A 20,302-nucleotide genomic window follows, 5' to 3' on the forward strand; every position below is an offset into this window, starting at 1 on the left:
ACTTCGGCCGCGTCTCCCGGTCGCGACTGCCGCATGAACCGGATCGCGCTCAATGCCGGCCTGGCGCTGCTCGTCGCGCTGCTGTTCGCCGGCTCGTTGATGGCAGGCAAGTTCTGGGTGCCGGTCGACGCCTGGTTCAGCCACGATCCGCGCTGGTGGATCATCGCCGAGCTGCGCCTGCCCCGCGCGATCCTAGGCCTCGCCATCGGCGCGGCGCTGGGGCTGTCCGGCGCGGTGCTTCAGGGCTTCCTGCGCAACCCGCTCGCCGATCCTGCGGTGGTCGGCGTCTCCTCCAGCGCGGCACTGGGCGCGGTCGGCGCGATCGTGCTACTGGGGAGCAGTGCACCGCTGGTGTTGTTCGGCTGCGCGATGGCGGCGGCGTGCGGATCGATGCTGCTGCTCGCGGGGCTGGCCTGGCGGGCGGAGAGCGCGGTCGCTTTCATCCTCGCCGGCACGGTGCTCGCCAGTCTGGGCGCGGCGCTCACCAGCTTCCTGATCTCGATCGCGCCCAACCCCTATGCCACCGCCGAGATCCTCGACTGGATCATGGGCGCGCTGACCGATCGCAGCTATGCCGAAGTGCAACTGGCCTTACCGTTCATCGCGATCGGCTGTGGCCTGCTGCTGTTCACCGGTCGTGCGCTCGATGCACTGACGCTGGGCGAAGCCGCGGCGCGCTCGATGGGGCTGCGGCTGGAGCGGACCCAGTTGCTCGTCGTGCTCGGCACCGGGCTGGCGGTGGGCGCGAGCGTGGCGGTGACGGGGATCGTCGGCTTTGTCGGGCTGATCGTGCCGCATCTGCTCCGCCCGCTCACCGGCGCGCGCCCCTCGGCGTTGCTGCTGCCCAGCGCGCTCGGCGGCGCGGCGCTGCTGCTGGCGGCGGACAGCCTGGTGCGGCTGTCGCCCGGCCCCAGCGAAGTCCGCCTCGGTGTGGCGATGGCGCTGCTCGGCACCCCCTTCTTCTTCGTGCTGCTCCTCAAGCTCCGGCGGTCGACATGGAACTGAGCGTCACCGATCTCGCGGTCAGCCTCGGCAAGCGGCGCGTGCTGCACGGGATCGACGCGGTGCTGCGGCCCGGCAAGGTCACAGCGATCCTCGGCCCCAACGGCTCCGGCAAGTCGACGCTGGTGCGAACCCTGGCCGGGCTGCTCGATCCCGATGCCGGACAGGTGAAGCTGGACGGCAAGCTGCTTGCCCGGCTGGCGCCGCGCGAGCGCGCCCGGCGGGTCGGCTATCTGCCCCAGGAAGCGACGGTACACTGGGACCTGCGCGTCGCCGACCTCGTTGCGCTCGGCCGGATGCCGCATCGCGCGCCGTTCGCCGGCCTGTCCGCCGAGGATCATGCGGCGATCAACGCGGCGATCGAAACCACGGCCATCCGCCCGCTTGCCGATCGGCTGGTCACCCAGCTCTCCGGCGGCGAACGCGCGCGCGTGCTGCTCGCGCGCGTGCTGGCCGGGCAACCGCAATGGCTGCTCGCCGACGAGCCGTTGGCCAGCCTCGACCCCGTCCACCAGCTCGACCTTCTCGATCGCCTCCGGACACTGGCGGCGGGCGGCATGGGCGTGGTGATCGTGCTCCACGATCTCGTCCAGGCAGCCCGGGCGGCCGACGACGTGCTGCTGCTCCGCGACGGCCGCACCGTGGCCTTCGGGCCGGCCGAGGCGGCGCTCGCCCACCAGCCGCTGCGCGATGCGTTCGGGGTGGAAGTGATGGTAATAGGCGACGAACAGGGCCGGCTGCTTCCGGTCCCGGTCGGGCGGACGAAACTCGCCTAGCCGCCGAGCACCTCGACCAGCGTCTGCACCTTCTTCTGCCGCCATTGCGGCAGCGGCGCGACCAGCCAGTAGCCGAGTCGCGAGGCCTTGGGCTCGCCCACGACGGAGACACGGCCCGCCTCGATATCGGCGCGCGCGAGCAGCTCGGGCACGGTCGCCCGGCCCAGCCCCTGCGCGGCAGCGTCGATCGCCAGGCCCGCGTCGGCGACCCGGACCAGCGATCCGGCATCCTCGGCCATGCAGCCGGGCCAGGAAATCCGCACGTCGATGCTGCCGCCGCCGGGCCGTTCGACGGTGATCATGCCGTCGCTTTCCAGCGCCTCGCCCTCATGCTCGCCGGGACCTTCGCCCCAGCGGATTGCCAGGTCGAGATTGGCCTCGGTAAAGTCGAGCGCGTCGTCGGCCGGTACCAGCACGAAGCGCAGGTCAGGATCGGCCCGCGCGATATCGGAGAGGCGCGGCATCAGCCATTTGGCGGTGAGGTCGCGCGGTGCTGCAATGGTCAGCGATTTGGAGGATTGCCCCGCCTGCATCGCCCGCACCGCTTCCTCGAACTGGAGGAAGCCGTTGCGCAGCGCGGTGAGCCCGCTTTCCGCCTCGGGAGTGAGCTCCAGGCCCTTGGTGGTTCGGCGAAACAGCACGACGCCCAGCGTATCCTCCAGCGCACGGATCTGCTGGCCGACGGCGGCGGGCGTCACCGCCAGTTCGTCCGCTGCGCGGGTAAAGGACAGATGGCGCGCGGCGGCATCGAGCACGCGCATGCCGTTCAGGGGAAGGTGGGTGCGCTTCATTGTTCGCCCGCCACGGCCGGCGCGATGAGCGCGAATCTCGGAATGGTCACGTCGAACGCGTCGCCGTCCTCGTCGATCATGTGATAGCTGCCCTGCATCGAGCCGGTCGGGGTCGAAAGCGGGCAGCCCGAGACATAGTCGAAGCTCGCACCCGGCGCGATCATCGGCTGTTCGCCGACGACGCCTTCACCCTCTACCGTGTGGCGCAGGCCCCGGCCGTCGGTGATGATCCAGTGACGGGTGAGCAGCTGGACTGCCACCGGGCCCTCGTTCTCGATGCGGATATGGTATGCCCAGAACCAGCGGCCGCGGTGCGGCTCGGACTGTTCGGGCAGGTACGACACCGACACGCGAACGACCACGCCGCGCGTCGTCGCCTCGTCGGTGAAGAGCGCCTTCACAGCCCGGCGCCTCGCAGCGCCTGGTCGAGATCGGCAATCAGGTCGTCGGCGTCCTCGAGCCCGACATTGATGCGGATCATGCCTTCGGTGATGCCCATCTCCAGCCGCTTTTCCTCGGCGAGACCCGAATGGGTCGTGGACGACGGATGCGTCATCAGCGAGCGCGAATCGCCGATATTGTTGGAGATGTCGATCAGTTCCAGCCCGTCGAGCAGCGCGTGCGCCTGCTTGCGGCCGCCATCGACCTCGAAGCTGAAGATCGGGCCACCGGCCGCCATCTGGCGCATGAACAGTGCATGCTGCGGATGGCTGGGCAGCGCGGGGAAGTTTACCCGCGGCACGCGCGTTTCCAGGAAGCTGCCGACCTTGAGCGCATTCTCGCTCTGGCGACGGATGCGCAGGTCGAGCGTCTCGATCCCCTTCAGCACCACCCAGGCGTTGAACGCGCTGAGCGTCGGGCCTGTGTTGCGGGTGAAGGGCAGCAGCGTATTGGTGATGAAGTCCTCGGAGCCGCAGACCGCGCCGGCGAGCACCCGGCCCTGCCCGTCCATCATCTTGGTGGCGGAATAGGCGACCACGTCGGCGCCGAAGTCCATCGGGCGCTGGAGCGCGGGCGTCGCGAAGGCATTGTCGACCACGGTGACGATGCCGTGCCGCTTGGCGATCGCGCAGACGGCTTCCAGATCGACCACATCCATCGTCGGGTTGGCCGGCGTCTCGAAGAAGAAGAGCTTGGTGTTCGGGCGGATCGCGTCCTCGAACTGCTGCGGATCGCGCGCATCGATCGTCGTGGTGGTGACGCCGAAGCGCGGCAGCAGGCTGTCGGTCAGCCAGCGGCACGAGCCGAAGGCGGCGCGGCCCTGGACGATATGGTCGCCCTGACTCACCTGGCAGAGCAATGCTGCGGTCATCGCCGCCATGCCCGTCGCCATGGTGCGGCACGCCTCGGCGCCTTCGAGCAGGGCGATGCGCTGCTCCAGCATCTCCACCGTCGGGTTCTGGAGCCGCGAATAGGTCATGCCCGCCTGTTCGCCGGCGAAGCGCGCGGCGGCATCGCCCGCGCAGTCATAGGCATAGCCCGAGGTGAGGAACAGCGCCTCGCTGGTCTCGCCGAACTCCGAGCGCGCGGTGCCGCCGCGCACCGCCTGAGTCGCGGGCTTCCAGTTACGGGTGACGCTGGGATCCTGTCCGGTACGACGCTTCATGGGCGCTGCTTTGCGGCGCTTGGGGCCGCTGCGTCAACCTTTGCCTTGTACCAGGAGCCCGGGCCGCGCTTCGTTCCGGGGAGGATTTTGTTGGACGCGGCCCGGACCTTCGCTACCGTTTCGCAATGCGTCTCCGCCTTTCGGCCCTCGCCACCCGCCCCTGGCTCGTCGCCCTCCTCCTTGGTCTCGCTGCGCAGCTGCTGTTCACGCTGCACCTCGACCAGCCGGGGGGCATCATGTTCGACGAGGTCCATTATGTCCCCGCCGCCAAGACGCTGATCGAGCTCAGCGGGCCGCGCAACACCGAGCATCCGCTGCTCGGCAAGGAGCTGATCGGCGCAGGGATGGACCTGCTGGGCGACAACCCCTTCGGCTGGCGGCTGATGCCGACGATCGCCGGCACCGCGACGGTGCTCGGCGTCTTCGCCTTCCTCTGGATCCTGATGCGCGGCCGGATGCGCGTGGCGGTGACCGGCGCGGTGCTGGCGATGCTCAATCAGAGCCTGTTCGTCCAGGCGCGCACGGCGATGCTCGACGTGTTCCTCGGCGCCTTCCTGCTCTGGGGCATGATCTTCCTGCTCTGGGCGATGCACGGCACGCGCCGACAAGTGCGGTGGCGCTGGTGCGTCGGCGCAGCGCTGCTCGGGCTCGCCACGGCGGTCAAATGGGCGGCGGCGCCGTACATCGCCGCTCTCGGGCTCGCGCTGGTCGCGGTGCGGCTGCGTGACGCCCGCCGCGCCCGGCGGCCGATCGCGACCGCGCTGTTCTCCGGCGATCAGCCGCACTGGCCCGGCCTCTCCACGCTGGCCGGCCTGGCACTGCTCGGCGCGATCAGCATCCCGGTCTATTTCGCGACCTTCGCGCCCACCTTCTTCTACCTGACCGGTGCGACCGACGGACTGCGCGGGCTGCTCCACCTCCAGCGCGAGATGTACGAGGCACAAACCCAGGTGCTGCCGCATCACACCTACCAGTCCGAATGGTGGAGCTGGCCGCTGATGTTGCGGCCGATCTGGTTCTTCTACGAATGGGATCACGGTGCCCAGCGCGGCGTGCTGCTGATCGGCAACCCGGTGGTCATGTGGGGCGGGCTGGTCGCAGTGCTCGCCAGCTACGTGCTGTGGTTCCGCACCAAGGCCTGGCGCCCGCTGCTGCTGGCGCTACTCTGGACCTTCTCGGTGGCGATCTATGCGATCATCCCCAAGTCGCTAGGCTTTTATTATTACTACCACCTGTCGGCGATCTTCCTGTGCCTGGTGCTGCCGGTGACCTTCCACCAGTTCGACCGGCTGCGCGCCAAGGGCTGGGAGGAATGGTATCTCGCGCTGGCGCTGGTGTCCTTCGGCTATTTCTACCCGATCCTCTCCGCTGCGCCGCTCAATGACGCACAAAGCTATACCCACTGGATGTGGCTGCCGAGCTGGCGGTAAATTTCGTTGCGTCCCCATCCGCCATCTTGAACCGGTCGCCGCACGCGCTAGCTTTCCATCAGTTTCAAACTGCAACGGAGCTACCATGGCCGCGTCGACCGACACCCTCTTTCGTCCGTTCCGTATCAAGTCGCTCGATCTGCCGAACCGGATCGTCATGGCGCCGATGACCCGGACCTTCGCGCCCGAGGGCATTCCCGGCGCGGTCAACGCCGCTTATTATCGCCGCCGCGCCGAGGGCGGCGTGGGCCTGATCCTCTCTGAGGGCACGGTGATCGACCGCCCGGCGTCGCGCAATCACCCCAACATCCCGTTCTTCCATGGCGACGCCGCGCTGGCCGGCTGGAAACAGGTGATCGACGAGGTCCATGCCGCCGGCGGCAAGATGGCGCCGCAGATCTGGCACACCGGCTCGACCAAGGCGCAGACCGACTGGGTGCCCGCCGTGGACGTGGAAAGCCCCTCGGGCGTCGTTGCCCCGGGCAAGCCGCGCGGCGTGGCGATGACCGAACAGGACATCGAGGCGACGATTGCCGCCTTCGCCAAGGCTGCGGCCGACGCCAAGCGGCTCGGCTTCGACACGGTCGAGATCCACGGCGCCCATGGCTATCTGATCGACCAGTTCTTCTGGGCGGGCACCAACACCCGCGAGGACGGCTATGGCGGCGCGACCCTGCCGGAGCGTTCGCGCTTTGCAGTGGAGGTGATGAAGGCCATACGCGCGGCGGTGGGCCCGGACTTCCCCGTGATCCTGCGCCTCAGCCAGTGGAAGCAGCAGGATTACAGCGCCCGTCTCGCCACCACGCCCGACGAGATGGCAGCCTGGCTCCAGCCGCTGGTCGATGCCGGCGCGGACGTGCTGCACTGCTCGCAGCGTCGTTTCTGGGAGCCCGAATTCCCCGAGATCGACGGCGAGAACGGCCTCAACTTCGCAGGCTGGGCGAAGAAGCTCACCGGCGCCGCGACGATCAGCGTCGGTTCGGTCGGCCTTTCGGGCGAGTTCATCGCAGCGTTCGGCGGCGAGACGTCCGAGCACAGCGATCTCGACAAGCTGGTCGAGCGGATGGAGCGTGACGAGTTCGACCTGATCGCGGTCGGCCGCGCACTGATCAGCAATCCGGACTGGGCGAAGAAGGTCCAGGCGGGTGCGGGCCAAGAGCTGAAGGGCTTCAGCCCGGCGGCACTGGCCGAGCTGGTGTAAGGATTAATCAGCTTCAGCCCCTCCTCTTCTTACCCCCCTCCCGCTTGCGGGAGGGGATGGGGGAGGGTGAGTGAGGGTAGCAGGCGACGCCGGTGCAGAAAGAGCCCCCACGTCGCACCCTCCCCTATCCCCTCCCGCAGGCGGGAGGGGGAATAAGGAAGAGGGGAGGGGCTGCCCGCCTAGTACCGCCCCCACACGAACCGCGACGACAGCGCGAAATTCCACACCGCCGCCACCGCAATCCCTGCCAGCGCGGAGACCCGCCAGTCGCCGTGCTGGACATTGTGGAGGAACGCCGCGAGCCCGACATTGGCCGCCGCCCCCACCGCGCACACCAGGCAGAAGCTCACCCAGCCCCCGATCAGCGCCGCGCCCTTGAGCCGCCGCTCGCGATAGGTGAGCGCGTTGTTGAGCAGATAGTTGAACGTCATCGCGACGATCGTCGCGACGATGGTGCCGGTGACGAAGGGCAGGCCCGCGATGCGGAACAGCAGGAACAGTACGGACAAATGCACGGCCGCCCCGATCGCGCCGATGGCCGAGAACATCGCGAAGCGCACCGGCACGACCTTGCCAAACATCCGGTCGTAAAGCGCGATCAGATATTCCATCGCCACGACGTAATCGAGCTTGCTCTCGCCCTCGGTACGCACGCGGAAGGTATAGGGCAGCTCGCGGAAGCGCAGCGGCTTCGGACTCGCGGTCATGATATCGAGCAGGATCTTGAAGCCGATGCCAGAGAGCACCGGCACCAGCCCGCGGGCGATCTCGCTGCGGATCATGAAGAAGCCGCTCATCGGATCGGTCAGGTCGGCCTTGAGCACCTGGCGCGACAGCTTGGTCGCGAAGGCGGATTTTGCCACGCGCTCGCTGTCCCACTCGCCGGTGCAGCCGCCTTCGCAGAAGCGCGAGCCGATCACCACGTCGAGGCTCGCATCGGCCTGCAGCGCGTCGAGCATCTTGGGCAGCAGCGTCTCGTCATGCTGCAGGTCGCCGTCGATCACCGCCACGCACGGCGCCGCCGTCGCGCACATCCCCTCGATGCACGCCGAGGAGAGGCCGCGCCGACCGATCCGCTGGATCACGCGCACGCGCGGATCCTCCCGGCCGATTGCGCGGGCAGCGTCGGCGGTCCCGTCAGGGCTGTCGTCGTCGACGAAGATCGCTTCCCAGGCGCGGCCGGCAAGGGCCGCGTCGAGCTTGGCGATCAGGAGGGGAACATTGGCGCGTTCGTTAAAGGTGGGGATAACGACCGCAAGTTCGAGCAGAGTATCGCTCACTGAAGCTCCAGCAGCACCGCGTCCCCCATCGCGGACGTTGAAAGGGTACCCCCGAGATCGGCCGTCCGCGCGCCCTTGGCGAGTGCTGCGGCAACCGCTTTTTCTATGCGCTGTGCCGATGCTTCGTCGGCCAGCGAGTGCCGCAGCAGCATGGCCGCGGAAAGGATGGCGGCGCAAGGGTTCGCCTTGCCCTGCCCGGCTATGTCCGGCGCGCTGCCGTGGATCGGCTCATACATGCCGTTCGCGCCCGACCAGGCGGCGAGCGAGGCCGAGGGCAGCATGCCGATCGAACCGGCGCACATGCTCGCCTGGTCCGAAAGGATGTCGCCGAACAGATTGCCGGTGACGATCACGTCGAACGTCGCCGGCGCGCGCACCAGCTGCATCGCGGCGTTGTCGACATACATATGGGTCAGCTCGACCTCGGGATACTCCGCCGCCATCGCGGTCACGACGTCGCGCCACAGCTGCGAGGTTTCGAGCACGTTCGCCTTGTCCACCGAGCAGAGCTTCTTGCGGCGGCGCTTGGCCATTTCGAAGCCAACGCGGGCGATGCGCGCCACTTCCTGCTCGTTGTAGCTCATCACGTCATAGCCCTGGCGCAGGCCCTCGGCGGTGGTGCGAAGCCCCTTCTCGCCGAAATAGACGTCGCCGATCAGCTCGCGGACGATCACGATATCGAGACCGTTCACCACCTCGTGCTTGAGCGGCGAGGCGTCGCCGAGTGCCGGGAACAGCGTGGCGGGGCGGAGATTGGCGAACAGGCCGAGCGCCTGGCGGATGCCGAGCAGCGCTGCCTCGGGGCGCAGATGGCGCTCCAGCTTCTCGAAGCGCGGGTCGCCGATCGCGCCGAACAGCACGGCGTCGGCACGCTTGGCGAGCGCCAGCGTGTCGTCGGGGAGCGGATGGCCAGAGGCGAGATAGCCCGCGCCGCCGACAGGCGCGTCCTCGAAGCTGAGGCCGAGATCCAGCGCCTCGAGCACCCGGCGCGCCTCGCGCGTCACCTCGGGGCCGATCCCGTCACCCGGCAGTACAGCAATCAACGGCATTCCGATCCCCACGCTAGCAGCATGTCCTGAGAGGCGCGCTTAGCCGCCCCGGGGCCCTTCATGCAACTGCCCGCAACAACCGGTCCACCAGCCGGGCGCGCGCGGCCATCAGATCGGCGCCGCGACCGATCAGCAGGTCGCGCGCCAGAAAGTGGCCGGTGAGGCGCAGGCCGGCCAGGATGTCCTCCCAGTCTGCCGCACCGCCTTCTGTGAGGAAGGCCGGCAATGCGAGCAAGCGATTCTCGTAGCCGAGCGCCCCCGCCCGACTGACCGCGATACCGCTCTTGGGGCTGACATAGGCGAGATCCTCGCTCGCACCGGTCGCCGCGCAGCGTTCCAGATCGAGACCGAAGCCGAGTTCGGCGAGCAGCAGCAGTTCGTAGCGCACCAGCGCCACCGCCCAGCCGCGCGCGGCGGGTGCGGCCTCGATCGCGTCGAGCACGCCGCCCAGCGCGGCATGGAGGCGGGGATAGGGCAGCCCTTCAGGCAGCGTCGCGGCGGTGAGCGCCGTCACCCAGGCGAGCGCGGCGGCGGGGAGCGGCTCGCCGAACATCGGCGCGCGGCTGTGGAGGAGCTCGACGGTGAGCCCGGCGAGTTGCTCCTCGGTCCGCGCGCGCCATTCGCCCTGGATGAGGTTCGCCGGTTGCAACACCGGTCGCAGTGCGCGCGACCGGCCGCCGCGGACATAGCCGGGCTGGACGCCGTCGCTTTCGGTGAGCGCCCGCACGATCGCGCCATGTTCGCCATGGGCGCGAACGCTGAGCAAGATGGCTTCGGCGCGGAGGTGCATCGCCGCGATGTAGGATGCGCGCGGCGGAAAGGGAAATGCGGGGGCGGCGCAGATGCCGCCCCCGCGGGAGGCCTCAGCCCATCGACGCGATGTCGATGACGAAGCGGTACTTCACGTCGCTCTTGAGCATGCGCTCATAGGCGGTGTTGATCTCCTCGGCGCGGATCATCTCGATATCGGCGACGATGCCGTGCTCGGCGCAGAAATCGAGCATCTCCTGCGTCTCGGCGATGCCGCCGATCAGCGAGCCGGCGATCGAACGCCGCTTGAAGATCAGCGCCGCGACGTTGGGCGAGGGATGCGCATGCTCGGGAACGCCCACCAGCGTCAGCGTGCCGTCCCGCTTGAGCAGGGTGGTGAAGGCGTCGAGGTCATGGCTGGCAGCCACGGTGTCGAGGATGAAGTCGAAGCTGTTGGCGTGCGCCGCCATCGCCTCGGCATCGCGCGAGACCACGACCTCGTCCGCGCCCAGCGCCAGCGCATCGGCGCGCTTGCTCTCCGAGGTGGTGAAGGCGACGACATGCGCGCCCAGCGCATGCGCCAGCTTCACGCCCATATGGCCGAGCCCGCCGATCCCGACGATGCCGACCTTCTTGCCCGGGCCAACCTGCCAGTGTCGGAGCGGCGACCAGGTGGTGATGCCGGCACAGAGCAGCGGGGCGACGGCCGCGAGATCCTGTTCGCCATGCCCGACCTTGAGCACGAACTTGTCGCTGACGACGATGCGCTGCGAATAGCCGCCCAGCGTGTGGCCGGGAGCGTCCGGCGTCGGGCCGTTATAGGTGCCGACGAAACCGTTCTCGCAATATTGCTCCAGCCCCTCGTCGCACGAAGCGCAATGCTGGCAGCTGTCGACCATGCAGCCGACGCCGACCACGTCGCCCACTGCGAACTTCGAGACATGCCCGCCGACGGCGCTCACTCGGCCGACGATCTCGTGGCCCGGCACGCACGGATAGAGCGTGCCTTCCCACTCGGAGCGGACCTGGTGGAGGTCCGAGTGGCAGACGCCGCAATAGAGGATGTCGATCTGCACGTCGTGATCGCCGGGAGCGCGGCGCTCTATATCGATCGGCTCGAGCGGCTTGTCGGCGGCATAGGCGCCATAGGCTTTGGTGGCCATGGGATGTATCTCCTGGGGGTGAGGGTTCGAAGGGTTCAGCGCGGACCGGCGCGATAGGTTGCCTCGTCCACCGGCTCCATCCACTCGACCATCTTGCCGTCGAGTGCTTCCTGGACGGCGATATGGGTCATCGCGGTGGTGGCGCTGGCGCCGTGCCAGTGGCGATGGCCGGGCGGGCACCAGACGACGTCGCCGGCGCGGATCTCGAAGATCGCCTCGCCCTCGCACTGCGTCCAGCCTGTACCGGACAGGACGACCAGCGTCTGGCCGAGCGGATGCGTGTGCCACACGGTGCGCGCGCCGGGCTCGAAGGTGACGCTCGCCACCCCGTGCAGCGCGGGCGACGGGGCGGTGTGGAGCGGGTCGACCCGGACGCGGCCGGTGAACCAGTCAGCCGGGCCGGCCTGCGAGGGCTGGCTGCCGTTGCGCTTGAGTTGCATGCATTCTCCTGCCGGCGCGAAATCGCGCTTGAGGAAAGATATGGCCTCGGCACTTTCCCGATTAGCCGCTGGTATCTGCATGCAGTGCTGAATAGGGTTCATCAATGAACCGCCAGCAGCTTTCCGAACTCACCGCTTTCCTCGCCGTGGCGCGCCAGAAGAGCTTCACCCGCGCCGCCGCGCAGAGCGGGGTCACGCCCTCGGCGCTCAGCCATGCGATGCGCGGGCTGGAGGAGCGGCTGGGCGTGCGGCTGCTGCACCGTACCACGCGGAGCGTCAGCCTCACCGAAGCGGGCGAGCGGCTGTTCGCCACGCTCGCGCCGCGGCTCGACGAGATCGAGTCCGAGCTGGCGGCGCTGACCGCCCTGCGCGACAAGCCGGCCGGGCTGGTGCGGATCAGCGCCGACGAGCACTCGCTCAACACCCTGCTCTGGCCGCGGCTGGCGCCCATCCTGCGCGAATTCCCGGACATCCGGGTCGAGATCGACAGCGACTATCGGCTGAAGGACATCGTCGCCGAGCGGTTCGATGCGGGCGTGCGCTTCGGCGACATCATCGCCAAGGACATGGTGGCCGTCCCGATCGGCCCCGAGGCACGGATGCTCGCGGTCGCCTCCCCCGCCTATTTCGACCGCGCCGGACGACCGGAGGCGATCGAGGACCTGACGGCGCACGCATGCATCAACCTTCGGCTGCCTACCTATGGCGGGCTCTATGCCTGGGAGTTCGAGGAAGAGGGCCGCGAGCGCAAGGTGTGGGTCGACGGGCCCCTCACCTTCTCCTCGGTCTTTCCGATCCTCCGCGCGGCGCTCGACGGCTTCGGCATCGCCTGCCTGCCCGATGCGATGCTGGCACCGCATCTGGCAAGCGGCGCGCTGGAGGCGGTGCTGACGCGCTTCTCGCCGCCCTTCGCCGGCTATCATCTCTATTACCCCAGCCGCCGCCAGCCCACCCCGGCCTTCGCGCTGCTGGTCGAGCGGTTGCGCTGGCGAGGCTGATCCGGCTGTGGCAGGTTGTCGGGGAAGAGCCCAAGCGTTCTCAACATCCTACAGGGAGAGATGTCGTGAAGATCCTGCCCAGCGCCCTTGCCGCGGCCGCATTGCTGGTCGCCGCCCCCGCCGCGGCGCAGACCGCTGCCGATCCCACCTCCTTCGCCACCGCCAAGGAGGTGCAGTCCCAGATCAAGGCGATGCTGGCCGAGATGAAGCCGGGCCAGGGCTTCGCCTGGAAGCCGCTGGTACGCGACGGCAGCAACAGTGCCGCCATCGAGATCTGGAAGAAGCCGGGCAAACCCGCCGTACACCCGGACCAGGCCGAATATGCGATCGTGCTGGAAGGCGCGGGCACGCTCGTCTCGGGGGGGACCATGCCCGATCGCGAGGTCCGCAACCCCACGCTGGTGGAAGGCAGTCGCATCGAGGGTGGCACCACCCGCACGCTTGCGCCGGGCGACGTGATCCTGGTGCCGGCGGGCGTGCCGCACTGGTTCGGCATCACCGGCGCGCGGCTGGTGCTACTCGGGATCAAGCTGCCCAAGGGGCAGTGACGGGCCCGCGCTAGTTCGCCGCGCCGGCGGAGGCCGCCGGGACGAGGCTCCACCAGGACAGCGTGTGAACGTCATGCGCGCTGGTCCACACGCCGCTGCCGGCGAAGCGCAGCGCGCCGCTGCCGCTCGGCTTGCCCAAGCGGCCGAGGATCGCGAGCGTCTTGGGGTCGATAGTGACGAAGGTCTGGTCGGCGGTGGTACGCAGCCAGACCATGCCGCCACCGGTGTCGATGTCGCCGTAGAGCAGATCGGCGCCGACCTTCACTCGGCCCGAGACTTCGACTGTCGCCGGATCGACCCGCGCGAGCGTGCCGTCGCCTTGCTCCTGCACCCATACCGCCCCCTCGCCCGCCGCGAGGAAGCCCGGCTGCTTGCCGAGTCGAGTGCGCCCGGTCACCTGGTTCGTAGCCGGGTCGATCCGCTGGAGCGACTGCTGTCCGCTGCTCACCGCCCACACCGCATCGAACCCGAAGGCGAGGTAGTGCGTGCCGGGGTCGACCGCGATTGAGGCGACGACGCGATTGTCCGCCGGATCCACCCGGGCGATCTTGCCTGCATTGTCGCTCGCCACCCAGATTGATCCGGCACCGGCAACGACGTTGAGCTCCCCCGCCGGATTGGCGATGCCGGTGGGGATCGCCGCCAGCAGCTTGGCGGTCTTGAGGTCGATGCGGTTGAGCGTGCCCTCCTTGCAATCGGCGACCCAAAGCGAGCCCGCCGCGATCGCCATCGCCCCACACGGATGCGTCATCGCCACTTCGGCGAGCTTGCCGCCGCGCGACCAGCGTTCGACGCGGCCCTTGTTGGTCGCCCAGACACTGTCGCCGTCCACCGCGAGAAAGTCGGCAAAGCCCGGCACGGTCAGCACCTGCTCCTCGCGGGGCTGCGGATCGGCGGTGGCGGGCGCGGCGGCGAGCAGCATGGCGAGCATCGGCATCCAGACCATCGCTCAGCCCGCCGCCACGTCGGTAGTGGCGCTCGGTCGCTGCTTCAGCCGAGCGAGGATCGGCTGGAAGGGGTACAGCCACTGCTCGCGGATCGACAGCCGCCGCCGCTCGTCCTGGCCGACGACCGAGGCCTCGCCTTCCTTGTAGGTGCCGAAGATCCGGTCGAGCAGGATCAGCGAGTTGCCGTAATTGCAGCGCGTATGTTCATACGGCACCGAATGGTGCAGGCTGTGGTGGCGGATCGTGGTGAACACGAAGCTGTACCAGATCGGCGGATCGGACCGGACATTGGCGTGCGCGAAGCCGGAGACGACGCCCAGCACGCTCACCCCGCAGAAGATCGCGGTAAGCGGCAGGTCGAACAGCGCGACGACGCTGAGGCTGATCAGGAACAGCTCGATCGGATTGCCGACATAGCCTTTGGCGGCGTTGAGCTGTGTGAGGTGGTGGTGCGGCGCGTGCGTCATCCAGAAGGGCGCCGAATTGTGCATCAGCCGGTGCATCCAATACTGGCCGAACTCGATCAGGAAGATCACCAGCGCTACCTGCGCCAGGAACGGCCAGTGCATCAGCCACGGCGTGGCGATCCCCAGCGACTGCTTGAGCACGAGCAGCGGCGTGTCGGCGAGTGTGCGCGACACCCAGGAAATGGCGGTGGAGCCGAGCACGACATAGAACAGGTCGGTCCAGAACTCGCGCCAGTTCATCCGCCAGCCCGCGTGCCGCTCGAACACGAATTCGAGGCCCTGGATGTACAGCGTGATCAGCGCCGACACGATCACGATCGTCCAGGGATTGGCGAGGATGGCGGCGGGCGCGAAGGCCCAGAAGCAGACGACCGCCACCACGGTCGCTGGGGGAATGAGGTTCACGAGCCCTTTGGTCATGCGCTGTCGTCCCGATCGCGAGCGGAGCGATGCCGCCCCGGTTCGATCGGAAGCTAGCCATGCAAAGGATGCCAGCGCAGGTGGCCGAATGACGTAGCGGCCCCGAAAGCACGCGGCCGCGCGCATGCTTTCGGGACACGCGCGGCCGGGAACAGGCCGTTCAGATGGTCGGGTTCAGCGCAGCGAGGCGACCTGCACGCCGCGGCTCTTGTTCGCCTGGGCGACGCGGGCCTCGATCTGGGTTCGGACCTGCTCGGCGACATCGGCGCGGCACAGGCGGGCGCGGGCTTCGAGCTCGGGGTGAATCGTTGCGAGATTCTCGCCGCACACGGCACGGGCGGCCTGGTCGACGCGGGTGGCGAGGCGCTGCTGGCCGTCGGCGGTCGCGAGATCGAGCCCGGCGAGCGTCAGCGTCGCGCTCGGCTTGCCGAAGCCGGTGTCGGTCGTGCCGGCAAAGGCGGCGGTGCTGATCGAAAGGGCGGCGGCAGCCGCGACGAGCATCTTCATGGCAATCTCCTGCAACCAAGACCGCCTCACCCGAGCGGCTGAAGCGCATCTAGTCGCAGGAACGACGAACGGCAAGATCAAAAGCAATAGATACACTACGTAACTTCCGCACCACACTATACGGCAAGTTTTGCAACGCAGCAATCGCTTATTACAGTTTCAGACGTTCTTCATACTTTAGATACGGACTCCATCATTATTACAAATCATCGTGCACGTACTACCAGCGAGGCGAGTTCGGTGGTGTGCCCCATCAGGCCTACCGGCAGGCGGACGCTTTCCCGCCGCTCGACTTGCCCCGCCGCATCGATCACCGCCACGTCGAGCGTGCGGGCGAAGGGCGAGGCGAGGCCCCGCACCGCCGCCACCGGCACGCGGACTTTCCAGCCGCGTCCGCCGCTCGCCTCCACGGCGCGGTCGTTGATCGTGATCCTCGTCGCAGGGGAGCTGCGCGTCCCCCGGATCAACAGGCAGTCGCCCTGCGAACAGCGCACCAGCTTGGCGGTCGGACGCGTATCGGCATGCGCCGCCGGTGTGATCAGGAGCGCGGCGACGAGGGCCAGACGGGAGAACAGTACCATGCTCGCGAGGCTGCCGGAGCCCGCCGCGGCGCACCATGCGCCGTTTGACGTACGCGGCGCTCAGTCGATGGCAATGCCCCGCTCGACAAAATAGGCGGCGACGGGCGCCAGCACCGCTTCGTGCTTGCGCCAGCGCGCGACCGAGTCGCGGTAGATCGGGCGGCGGACCTGTGCGGCGCTGGGGGTGGAGACCGCCCCGCCCTGCGCATGGAAATCGAGGCAGCGATCCGACCAGTCGAGCCCGCAATGCGCGAGCAGCCGTCGGGTCGCGCCTTCCTGATCGGCGACAATGTCCTCGTAGCGCAGCTCGAGGATGCGGCCGGGCAGCGCCGTGCGCCACAGCGCCATCAGCCGCTCGAATCCCGCCACATACGCCGCAATATCGAGCAGGTCGTAGCTGTAATCGTAATAGCGCGAGCTGATCGCGAACAGGTTGCGGAAGTTCGCCAGCACCGTGTCCATCGGGTTGCGGCGCAGGCAGACGATCGCGGCGTTCGGCAGTGCGCGCGCGGCGATACCCGCATAATGGAAATTGCCCGGGAATTTATCGATGAAGCACCGCTCGGGTATCCGCCGGTGGTGCGCCGCCCGCGCCAGATAGTCGCGGCCGATCGCGCCGAGATCGGCGGTCGCGGCGGCATGCAGCGTCTCGGGATCGAGCACGGTGCGGCTGTGCGTGCCCGACGCCGCCTTCACCGCCAACGGCAAGGCCTGGAGCTCGCCGACACTCTCCACCGCCGGATGCGCGGCGAGGATGCGGTCGACCAGCGTGGTGCCGGTGCGCGGCATGCCAATGATCAGGATCGGCGCCTCGGTGGGGGCGTCGGTGACGGGTGCCGCGGCGATGGCAGGCCAGCTTCCGGCAACCGCGTCGACGATGGCCGCATCGCGGGCCGGATCATAGCCGAGTACCGCGCGATGCTCGGTGTTGACCTCCAGCAGGCACGCCAGCGCCTCGTCGCCGCGGCCGATATCCTCCAGCTCCTTGGCGAGCGCATAGCCGGTGAGCAGCCGGTCCGCCCCCCGCGCACGCTGCTTCGTCGCCTGGAGGCGAGCGACATGGTTGCGCTCCGGCGCCTGCTTGCGGAGCCCGGCGAGCAGATGGTGGGCGCGGGCATCGTCCGGGCTGCGGGCGAGCAGCGTCTCCAGCACCGCCTCGGCATCGTCGACGCGGCCGAGAAAACTCAGCGTCGCGGCGTGGTTATAGAGGAACTGGTCGTTCTCCGGCGCAAGCGCCACCGCCACCTCAAAGTGGGGCAGCCCCGCCTCATGGTCGCCGAGGCGGGCATAGACGCAGCCAATGGTATCCCGCGACAGCGCGTCCGCAGGCGGGTCCGCCTCCGCCGCGGCGAGCTGCGCCGCTGCATCCCCGTCGCGCCGCACCAGCGTGTAGAGGCGGGCGAGCTGCGCGCGATATTCGCCGCGCGGGTCCTGCTCCACCGCCGCCTCGATCTGACGGATCGCCTCGCCGACCCCCCCCTGCTCCGCCGCGATCACGCCCAGCAGGAAGGCGCCCTCGGCGGAAGGAAGCGCCGCCGAGGCCAGCCGCGCCGCCGTACCGAAATCCCCCTGCTCCAGCGCCGCCCGCGCCGCCGCCGCGCTCATCCGGCGAGCGTCGCCACGGCGATTGCCGTCGCCGAGGCGCGGTTCTCGACGCCCATCTTCTGGAAGATCTGTTCGAGATGCTTGTTCACCGTGCGCGGGCTGATCTCCAGGATCTCGCTAATCTCGCGATTCTGCTTGCCGCGGCTGAGCCACACCAGCACCTCGGCCTCGCGCGAAGTGAGGCCATGGCGCTCGGCGAGGATGCGTTCGGCATCGCCCTCGCGCTTTTCGGTCAGGCGGAACAGCCATTCGCGCGCGCTGGTCTGGCGCAGGAAGCTGCACTGGAGCGTGCTGTCGCCGATCTGCAGCGTCGCCTGCGCGCCGGGCGGCACCGCCGGATCCTGCAGCCGCCGCACGATCGCGGCGAGTTCGTCGGGCAAGTCCAGTGCCCGGGGCGACCAGTCGGGGAACAGCCGTTCGATGGTCTCGGCGGCGAGCGGGGTCAGCCAGCCGGTCTGCCCCTCTCCGTCCACGGCAAAGGAGGGCCGCCCGGCGGTATCGAGCGCGAGCTGGCTGCTCTGCGCAATCCGCGCATTGGCAAGGTGCACCGAGACGCGCGCCAGCAGCTCGTCCACCACGATCGGCTTGTGGACATAATCGACCGCGCCCGCATCGAGCCCGCGCACGACATGCTCGCTCTCGGTCAGCCCGGTCATGAAGATCACCGGCACCTGGCGGAAGCGGCCGTCCTGCTTGATCCGCCGCGTGGTGCTGAACCCGTCGAGCCCCGGCATCACCGCGTCCATCAGGATCAGGTCGGGCGTGCCATGCTCCAGCAGTTCCAGCGCGGCGAGCCCGTCGACCGCGATCAGCACCGTCATCCCGGCCTGCTCCAGGGTCGCGGTGAGGAAGCGGAGCGATTCGGGGGTGTCGTCCACCACCAGGATCGTGGCGCCGGGATCGCTAGCCGACATCGTCGAGCGTCCTTGCCAGCCCGCGCAGATCGAACGCCTCGAGCTGCGGCCGCAGCCGCGCGACGAGGTCGGCGCTTTCGGGAACCTCCCTCTCCAAGCTCACGAGTGTCGTTTCGATTCCACGGACATGCCCGAGCTTCATAAAGCGGCGCAGCGCATCGAGATAGGGCACCGCCGACTCAGGGAGTGCCATCGGTGGACGGGGCGGCGCGGCGGGCGGCTCCGCATCCTCGACGATCCAGTCGAGCCCGAGCTGACGCGCGATCATGTCGAGCAGCGCGTCGAGATCGACCGGCTTGGTGAGGAAGGCATCGTGCGCGCGGCGGCCGTCGCGGCCGGCATGGAACTCATGCGCATTGGCCGAGACCATCACGATGCGCAGGGCGGGGCCAAATCGCGCGCGGAGCTGCTCGGCGATATCCCAGCCGCTGGTGCCGGGCATCTGGATGTCGAGCAGCACGAGATCGGGCGAACAATGTTCGGCCAGCGCGAGCCCCGCCGTGCCGCCGCTCGCCTCGAACACCGAGAAGCCGAGCGGGCGCAGCAGATGGTTGACCACGGTCGTCTGCGCCGGGCTGTCGTCGATCACCAGGATGGTCTTCTGCGGCCCCTGATAGCCGGTGACGCGGCGATAGGCGGCGGCCCCGGCGGGCGCTTCGATCGGTTCGGGCAGCAGCAGGCGGAGGAGGAAGCTGCTGCCCTTCCCTACTTCGCTCGTCACCGTCACCTCACCGCCGAGGATGCGGGCGAGCACGCGGGTGATCGCGAGCCCGAGCCCGATGCCCGGCTGCATTACGGTGTCGGGCTCGCGGCCACGCTCGAACGGCTCGAAGATGCGTTCGAGGTCCTCGGGCGGGATGCCGGGGCCGGTATCGCGGACCTCGATCGCGGCGCTCTGGCTGCGATAGCGTATCGTGAGCGTCGCGCCGCCCTTGTCGGTATATTTGATCGCGTTGGACAGCAGGTTGATCAGGATCTGCCGCAGTCGCTTCTCGTCGGTACGGACATAGGCGGGCAGCCGCCCCTCGACGACATAGTCGAGCGACAGCCCCTTGGCCGATGCCTGGACGCGGAACATCTCCACCACCTGGTCGAGCAGGGCGGGCAGCCGGACCAACTCCTGCCGCACCTGCAGCACGCCGCTTTCGACGCGCGAGATGTCGAGCAGTCCCTCGACGAGGTTGGTGAGGTGCTCGGCCGAGCGGCGGATCACTCCGCCCGCCTCGCGCGGCGGGATCGAATCGCCGCGCTCCAGCAGCTGGGCATAGCCATAAATGGCGTTGAGCGGCGAGCGGATCTCGTGGCTGACCGCCACCAGATAGCGCGTCTTGGCAGCATTGGCGGCCTCGGCGGTTTCCTTGGCCTTGGCGAGCGCGGCTTCGGTTTCCTGGTGCGCGGCAATCTCGGCGCAGAGCCGTTCGGTCTGCGCGCGATTCACGGCCTCGGCGGCACGATGGCCCTCGCGCGCCTTCAGGAACAGCCGGGCAAAGGTCGCGGCAACGGCCAGCGCGAGCCCCAGGCAGATCGTTCCGAGGATGCGCGCCATCGCCATGGGGTTAGCCGCCTCGCCTTGAGAGCGCGGCGGTATCCATTTGCGCTCCCCTTCCGCTTGCGGGAGGGGACGGGGGAGGGGCTGAGACGGCATGGCGCATCTTCCACGTCATTCCCTCCCCCAGCCCCGTTTCAGGTGAACGACGCCCCGCGTCGTTCAGATCAGGCCGGGGGCCTGATCGACCTGCAACGCGCAAGCGGGAGTGGAGCGCGAGAGAAAGGCGCGCCGACCCACCCCGGAACCGGGGTTCGCCCGTGCCTGAATGACGCATTGCA

21 protein-coding genes are annotated in these 20,302 nt (G+C 68.7%); 6 read left to right on the forward strand and 15 right to left on the reverse strand.

The annotated features are described in order from the left end of the window. The first annotated feature begins 33 nt into the window (after positions 1 to 33). Entirely contained in the window at positions 34 to 1,005 is a 972-nt protein-coding gene (locus QZ670_RS12415; protein ID WP_294255786.1) for an iron ABC transporter permease, read from the forward strand. After that, the gene (locus tag QZ670_RS12420; RefSeq protein WP_294255789.1) at positions 996 to 1,778 is read left to right on the forward strand and encodes an ABC transporter ATP-binding protein; all 783 of its coding nucleotides are present in this window, start codon (positions 996 to 998) and stop codon (positions 1,776 to 1,778) included. The genes QZ670_RS12415 and QZ670_RS12420 overlap by 10 nt, the downstream gene beginning before the upstream one ends. Here the strand turns inward: QZ670_RS12420 and QZ670_RS12425 are convergent. The 3 genes from QZ670_RS12425 to QZ670_RS12435 are packed head-to-tail and all read right to left on the reverse strand — an operon-like array spanning position 1,775 to position 4,175. After that, positions 1,775 to 2,569 (reverse strand): LysR family transcriptional regulator, encoded by a 795-nt coding sequence (locus tag QZ670_RS12425; protein ID WP_294255792.1) that lies wholly within the window; start codon positions 2,567 to 2,569, stop codon positions 1,775 to 1,777. The genes QZ670_RS12420 and QZ670_RS12425 overlap by 4 nt on opposite strands. Next, the gene (gene apaG, locus QZ670_RS12430; protein WP_294255795.1) at positions 2,566 to 2,970 is read right to left on the reverse strand and encodes a Co2+/Mg2+ efflux protein ApaG; all 405 of its coding nucleotides are present in this window, start codon (positions 2,968 to 2,970) and stop codon (positions 2,566 to 2,568) included. The genes QZ670_RS12425 and apaG overlap by 4 nt, the downstream gene beginning before the upstream one ends. Beyond that, positions 2,967 to 4,175 carry an aminotransferase class I/II-fold pyridoxal phosphate-dependent enzyme gene (locus QZ670_RS12435; protein WP_294255797.1) on the reverse strand — a complete coding sequence of 403 codons (1,209 nt, stop codon included), beginning with the start codon at positions 4,173 to 4,175 and terminating at the stop codon, positions 2,967 to 2,969. The genes apaG and QZ670_RS12435 overlap by 4 nt, the downstream gene beginning before the upstream one ends. A 125-nt stretch (positions 4,176 to 4,300) precedes the next feature. On the opposite strand from QZ670_RS12435, the gene QZ670_RS12440 reads away from it, so the two are divergent. Together QZ670_RS12440 and QZ670_RS12445 are read left to right on the forward strand one after the other, a co-directional pair. Then, a complete protein-coding gene (locus QZ670_RS12440) occupies positions 4,301 to 5,605 on the forward strand; it encodes a phospholipid carrier-dependent glycosyltransferase (RefSeq protein WP_294255799.1) in 1,305 nt (434 codons plus the stop codon). 85 nt (positions 5,606 to 5,690) lie between these two features. Next, positions 5,691 to 6,806 (forward strand): NADH:flavin oxidoreductase, encoded by a 1,116-nt coding sequence (locus QZ670_RS12445; protein ID WP_294255802.1) that lies wholly within the window; start codon positions 5,691 to 5,693, stop codon positions 6,804 to 6,806. A 179-nt stretch (positions 6,807 to 6,985) separates the two neighbouring features. Here QZ670_RS12445 and QZ670_RS12450 read toward each other — a convergent pair whose 3' ends face one another. From QZ670_RS12450 to QZ670_RS12470, 5 genes are all read right to left on the reverse strand, one after another. After that, positions 6,986 to 8,086 (reverse strand): glycosyltransferase family 2 protein, encoded by a 1,101-nt coding sequence (locus tag QZ670_RS12450; protein ID WP_294255805.1) that lies wholly within the window; start codon positions 8,084 to 8,086, stop codon positions 6,986 to 6,988. Then, positions 8,083 to 9,135, reverse strand: coding sequence for a 3-isopropylmalate dehydrogenase (leuB, locus tag QZ670_RS12455; RefSeq protein WP_294255807.1), 1,053 nt, complete (start codon positions 9,133 to 9,135; stop codon positions 8,083 to 8,085). The genes QZ670_RS12450 and leuB overlap by 4 nt, the downstream gene beginning before the upstream one ends. Before the next feature lie 58 nt (positions 9,136 to 9,193). Next, positions 9,194 to 9,925 (reverse strand): DNA repair protein RecO, encoded by a 732-nt coding sequence (recO, locus tag QZ670_RS12460; protein ID WP_294255811.1) that lies wholly within the window; start codon positions 9,923 to 9,925, stop codon positions 9,194 to 9,196. 73 nt (positions 9,926 to 9,998) lie between these two features. Next, on the reverse strand, positions 9,999 to 11,048 hold the full coding sequence (locus tag QZ670_RS12465; RefSeq protein WP_294255815.1) for an NAD(P)-dependent alcohol dehydrogenase: 1,050 nt from the start codon (positions 11,046 to 11,048) through the stop codon (positions 9,999 to 10,001). A gap of 35 nt (positions 11,049 to 11,083) precedes the next feature. Continuing rightward, positions 11,084 to 11,488 carry a cupin domain-containing protein gene (locus QZ670_RS12470; RefSeq protein WP_294255817.1) on the reverse strand — a complete coding sequence of 135 codons (405 nt, stop codon included), beginning with the start codon at positions 11,486 to 11,488 and terminating at the stop codon, positions 11,084 to 11,086. 104 nt (positions 11,489 to 11,592) lie between these two features. Here QZ670_RS12470 and QZ670_RS12475 point away from each other — a divergent pair, with 104 nt between their 5' ends. After that, positions 11,593 to 12,486 carry a LysR family transcriptional regulator gene (locus tag QZ670_RS12475; RefSeq protein ID WP_294255821.1) on the forward strand — a complete coding sequence of 298 codons (894 nt, stop codon included), beginning with the start codon at positions 11,593 to 11,595 and terminating at the stop codon, positions 12,484 to 12,486. A gap of 65 nt (positions 12,487 to 12,551) precedes the next feature. Continuing rightward, complete coding sequence (locus tag QZ670_RS12480) at positions 12,552 to 13,034, forward strand: cupin domain-containing protein (RefSeq protein WP_294255825.1); 483 nt, start codon at positions 12,552 to 12,554, stop codon at positions 13,032 to 13,034. Positions 13,035 to 13,044: 10 nt separating this feature from the next. Here QZ670_RS12480 and QZ670_RS12485 read toward each other — a convergent pair whose 3' ends face one another. The 7 genes from QZ670_RS12485 to QZ670_RS12515 form a co-directional block, all read right to left on the reverse strand. After that, complete coding sequence (locus tag QZ670_RS12485) at positions 13,045 to 13,971, reverse strand: YncE family protein (RefSeq protein ID WP_294255827.1); 927 nt, start codon at positions 13,969 to 13,971, stop codon at positions 13,045 to 13,047. A gap of 12 nt (positions 13,972 to 13,983) precedes the next feature. Beyond that, a complete protein-coding gene (locus QZ670_RS12490; RefSeq protein WP_294255830.1) occupies positions 13,984 to 14,868 on the reverse strand; it encodes a sterol desaturase family protein in 885 nt (294 codons plus the stop codon). 174 nt (positions 14,869 to 15,042) lie between these two features. Beyond that, entirely contained in the window at positions 15,043 to 15,375 is a 333-nt protein-coding gene (locus QZ670_RS12495) for a UrcA family protein (protein ID WP_294255834.1), read from the reverse strand. Between the two features lie 206 nt (positions 15,376 to 15,581). Further along, positions 15,582 to 15,956, reverse strand: coding sequence for a hypothetical protein (locus QZ670_RS12500; protein ID WP_294255836.1), 375 nt, complete (start codon positions 15,954 to 15,956; stop codon positions 15,582 to 15,584). Between the two features lie 60 nt (positions 15,957 to 16,016). Then, positions 16,017 to 17,561, reverse strand: coding sequence for a sulfotransferase (locus QZ670_RS12505; RefSeq protein ID WP_294255839.1), 1,545 nt, complete (start codon positions 17,559 to 17,561; stop codon positions 16,017 to 16,019). Beyond that, on the reverse strand, positions 17,558 to 18,475 hold the full coding sequence (locus tag QZ670_RS12510; protein WP_294255843.1) for a DNA-binding response regulator: 918 nt from the start codon (positions 18,473 to 18,475) through the stop codon (positions 17,558 to 17,560). Before QZ670_RS12510 ends, QZ670_RS12505 begins: the two co-directional genes overlap by 4 nt. Next, on the reverse strand, positions 18,465 to 20,027 hold the full coding sequence (locus QZ670_RS12515; RefSeq protein ID WP_294255847.1) for an ATP-binding protein: 1,563 nt from the start codon (positions 20,025 to 20,027) through the stop codon (positions 18,465 to 18,467). Before QZ670_RS12515 ends, QZ670_RS12510 begins: the two co-directional genes overlap by 11 nt. Between the last annotated feature and the right edge of the window lie 275 nt (positions 20,028 to 20,302).

The sequence above is a fragment of the uncultured Sphingomonas sp. genome (genome assembly GCF_913774285.1).
In the GTDB taxonomy this organism is placed as follows: Bacteria; Pseudomonadota; Alphaproteobacteria; order Sphingomonadales; family Sphingomonadaceae; genus Sphingomonas.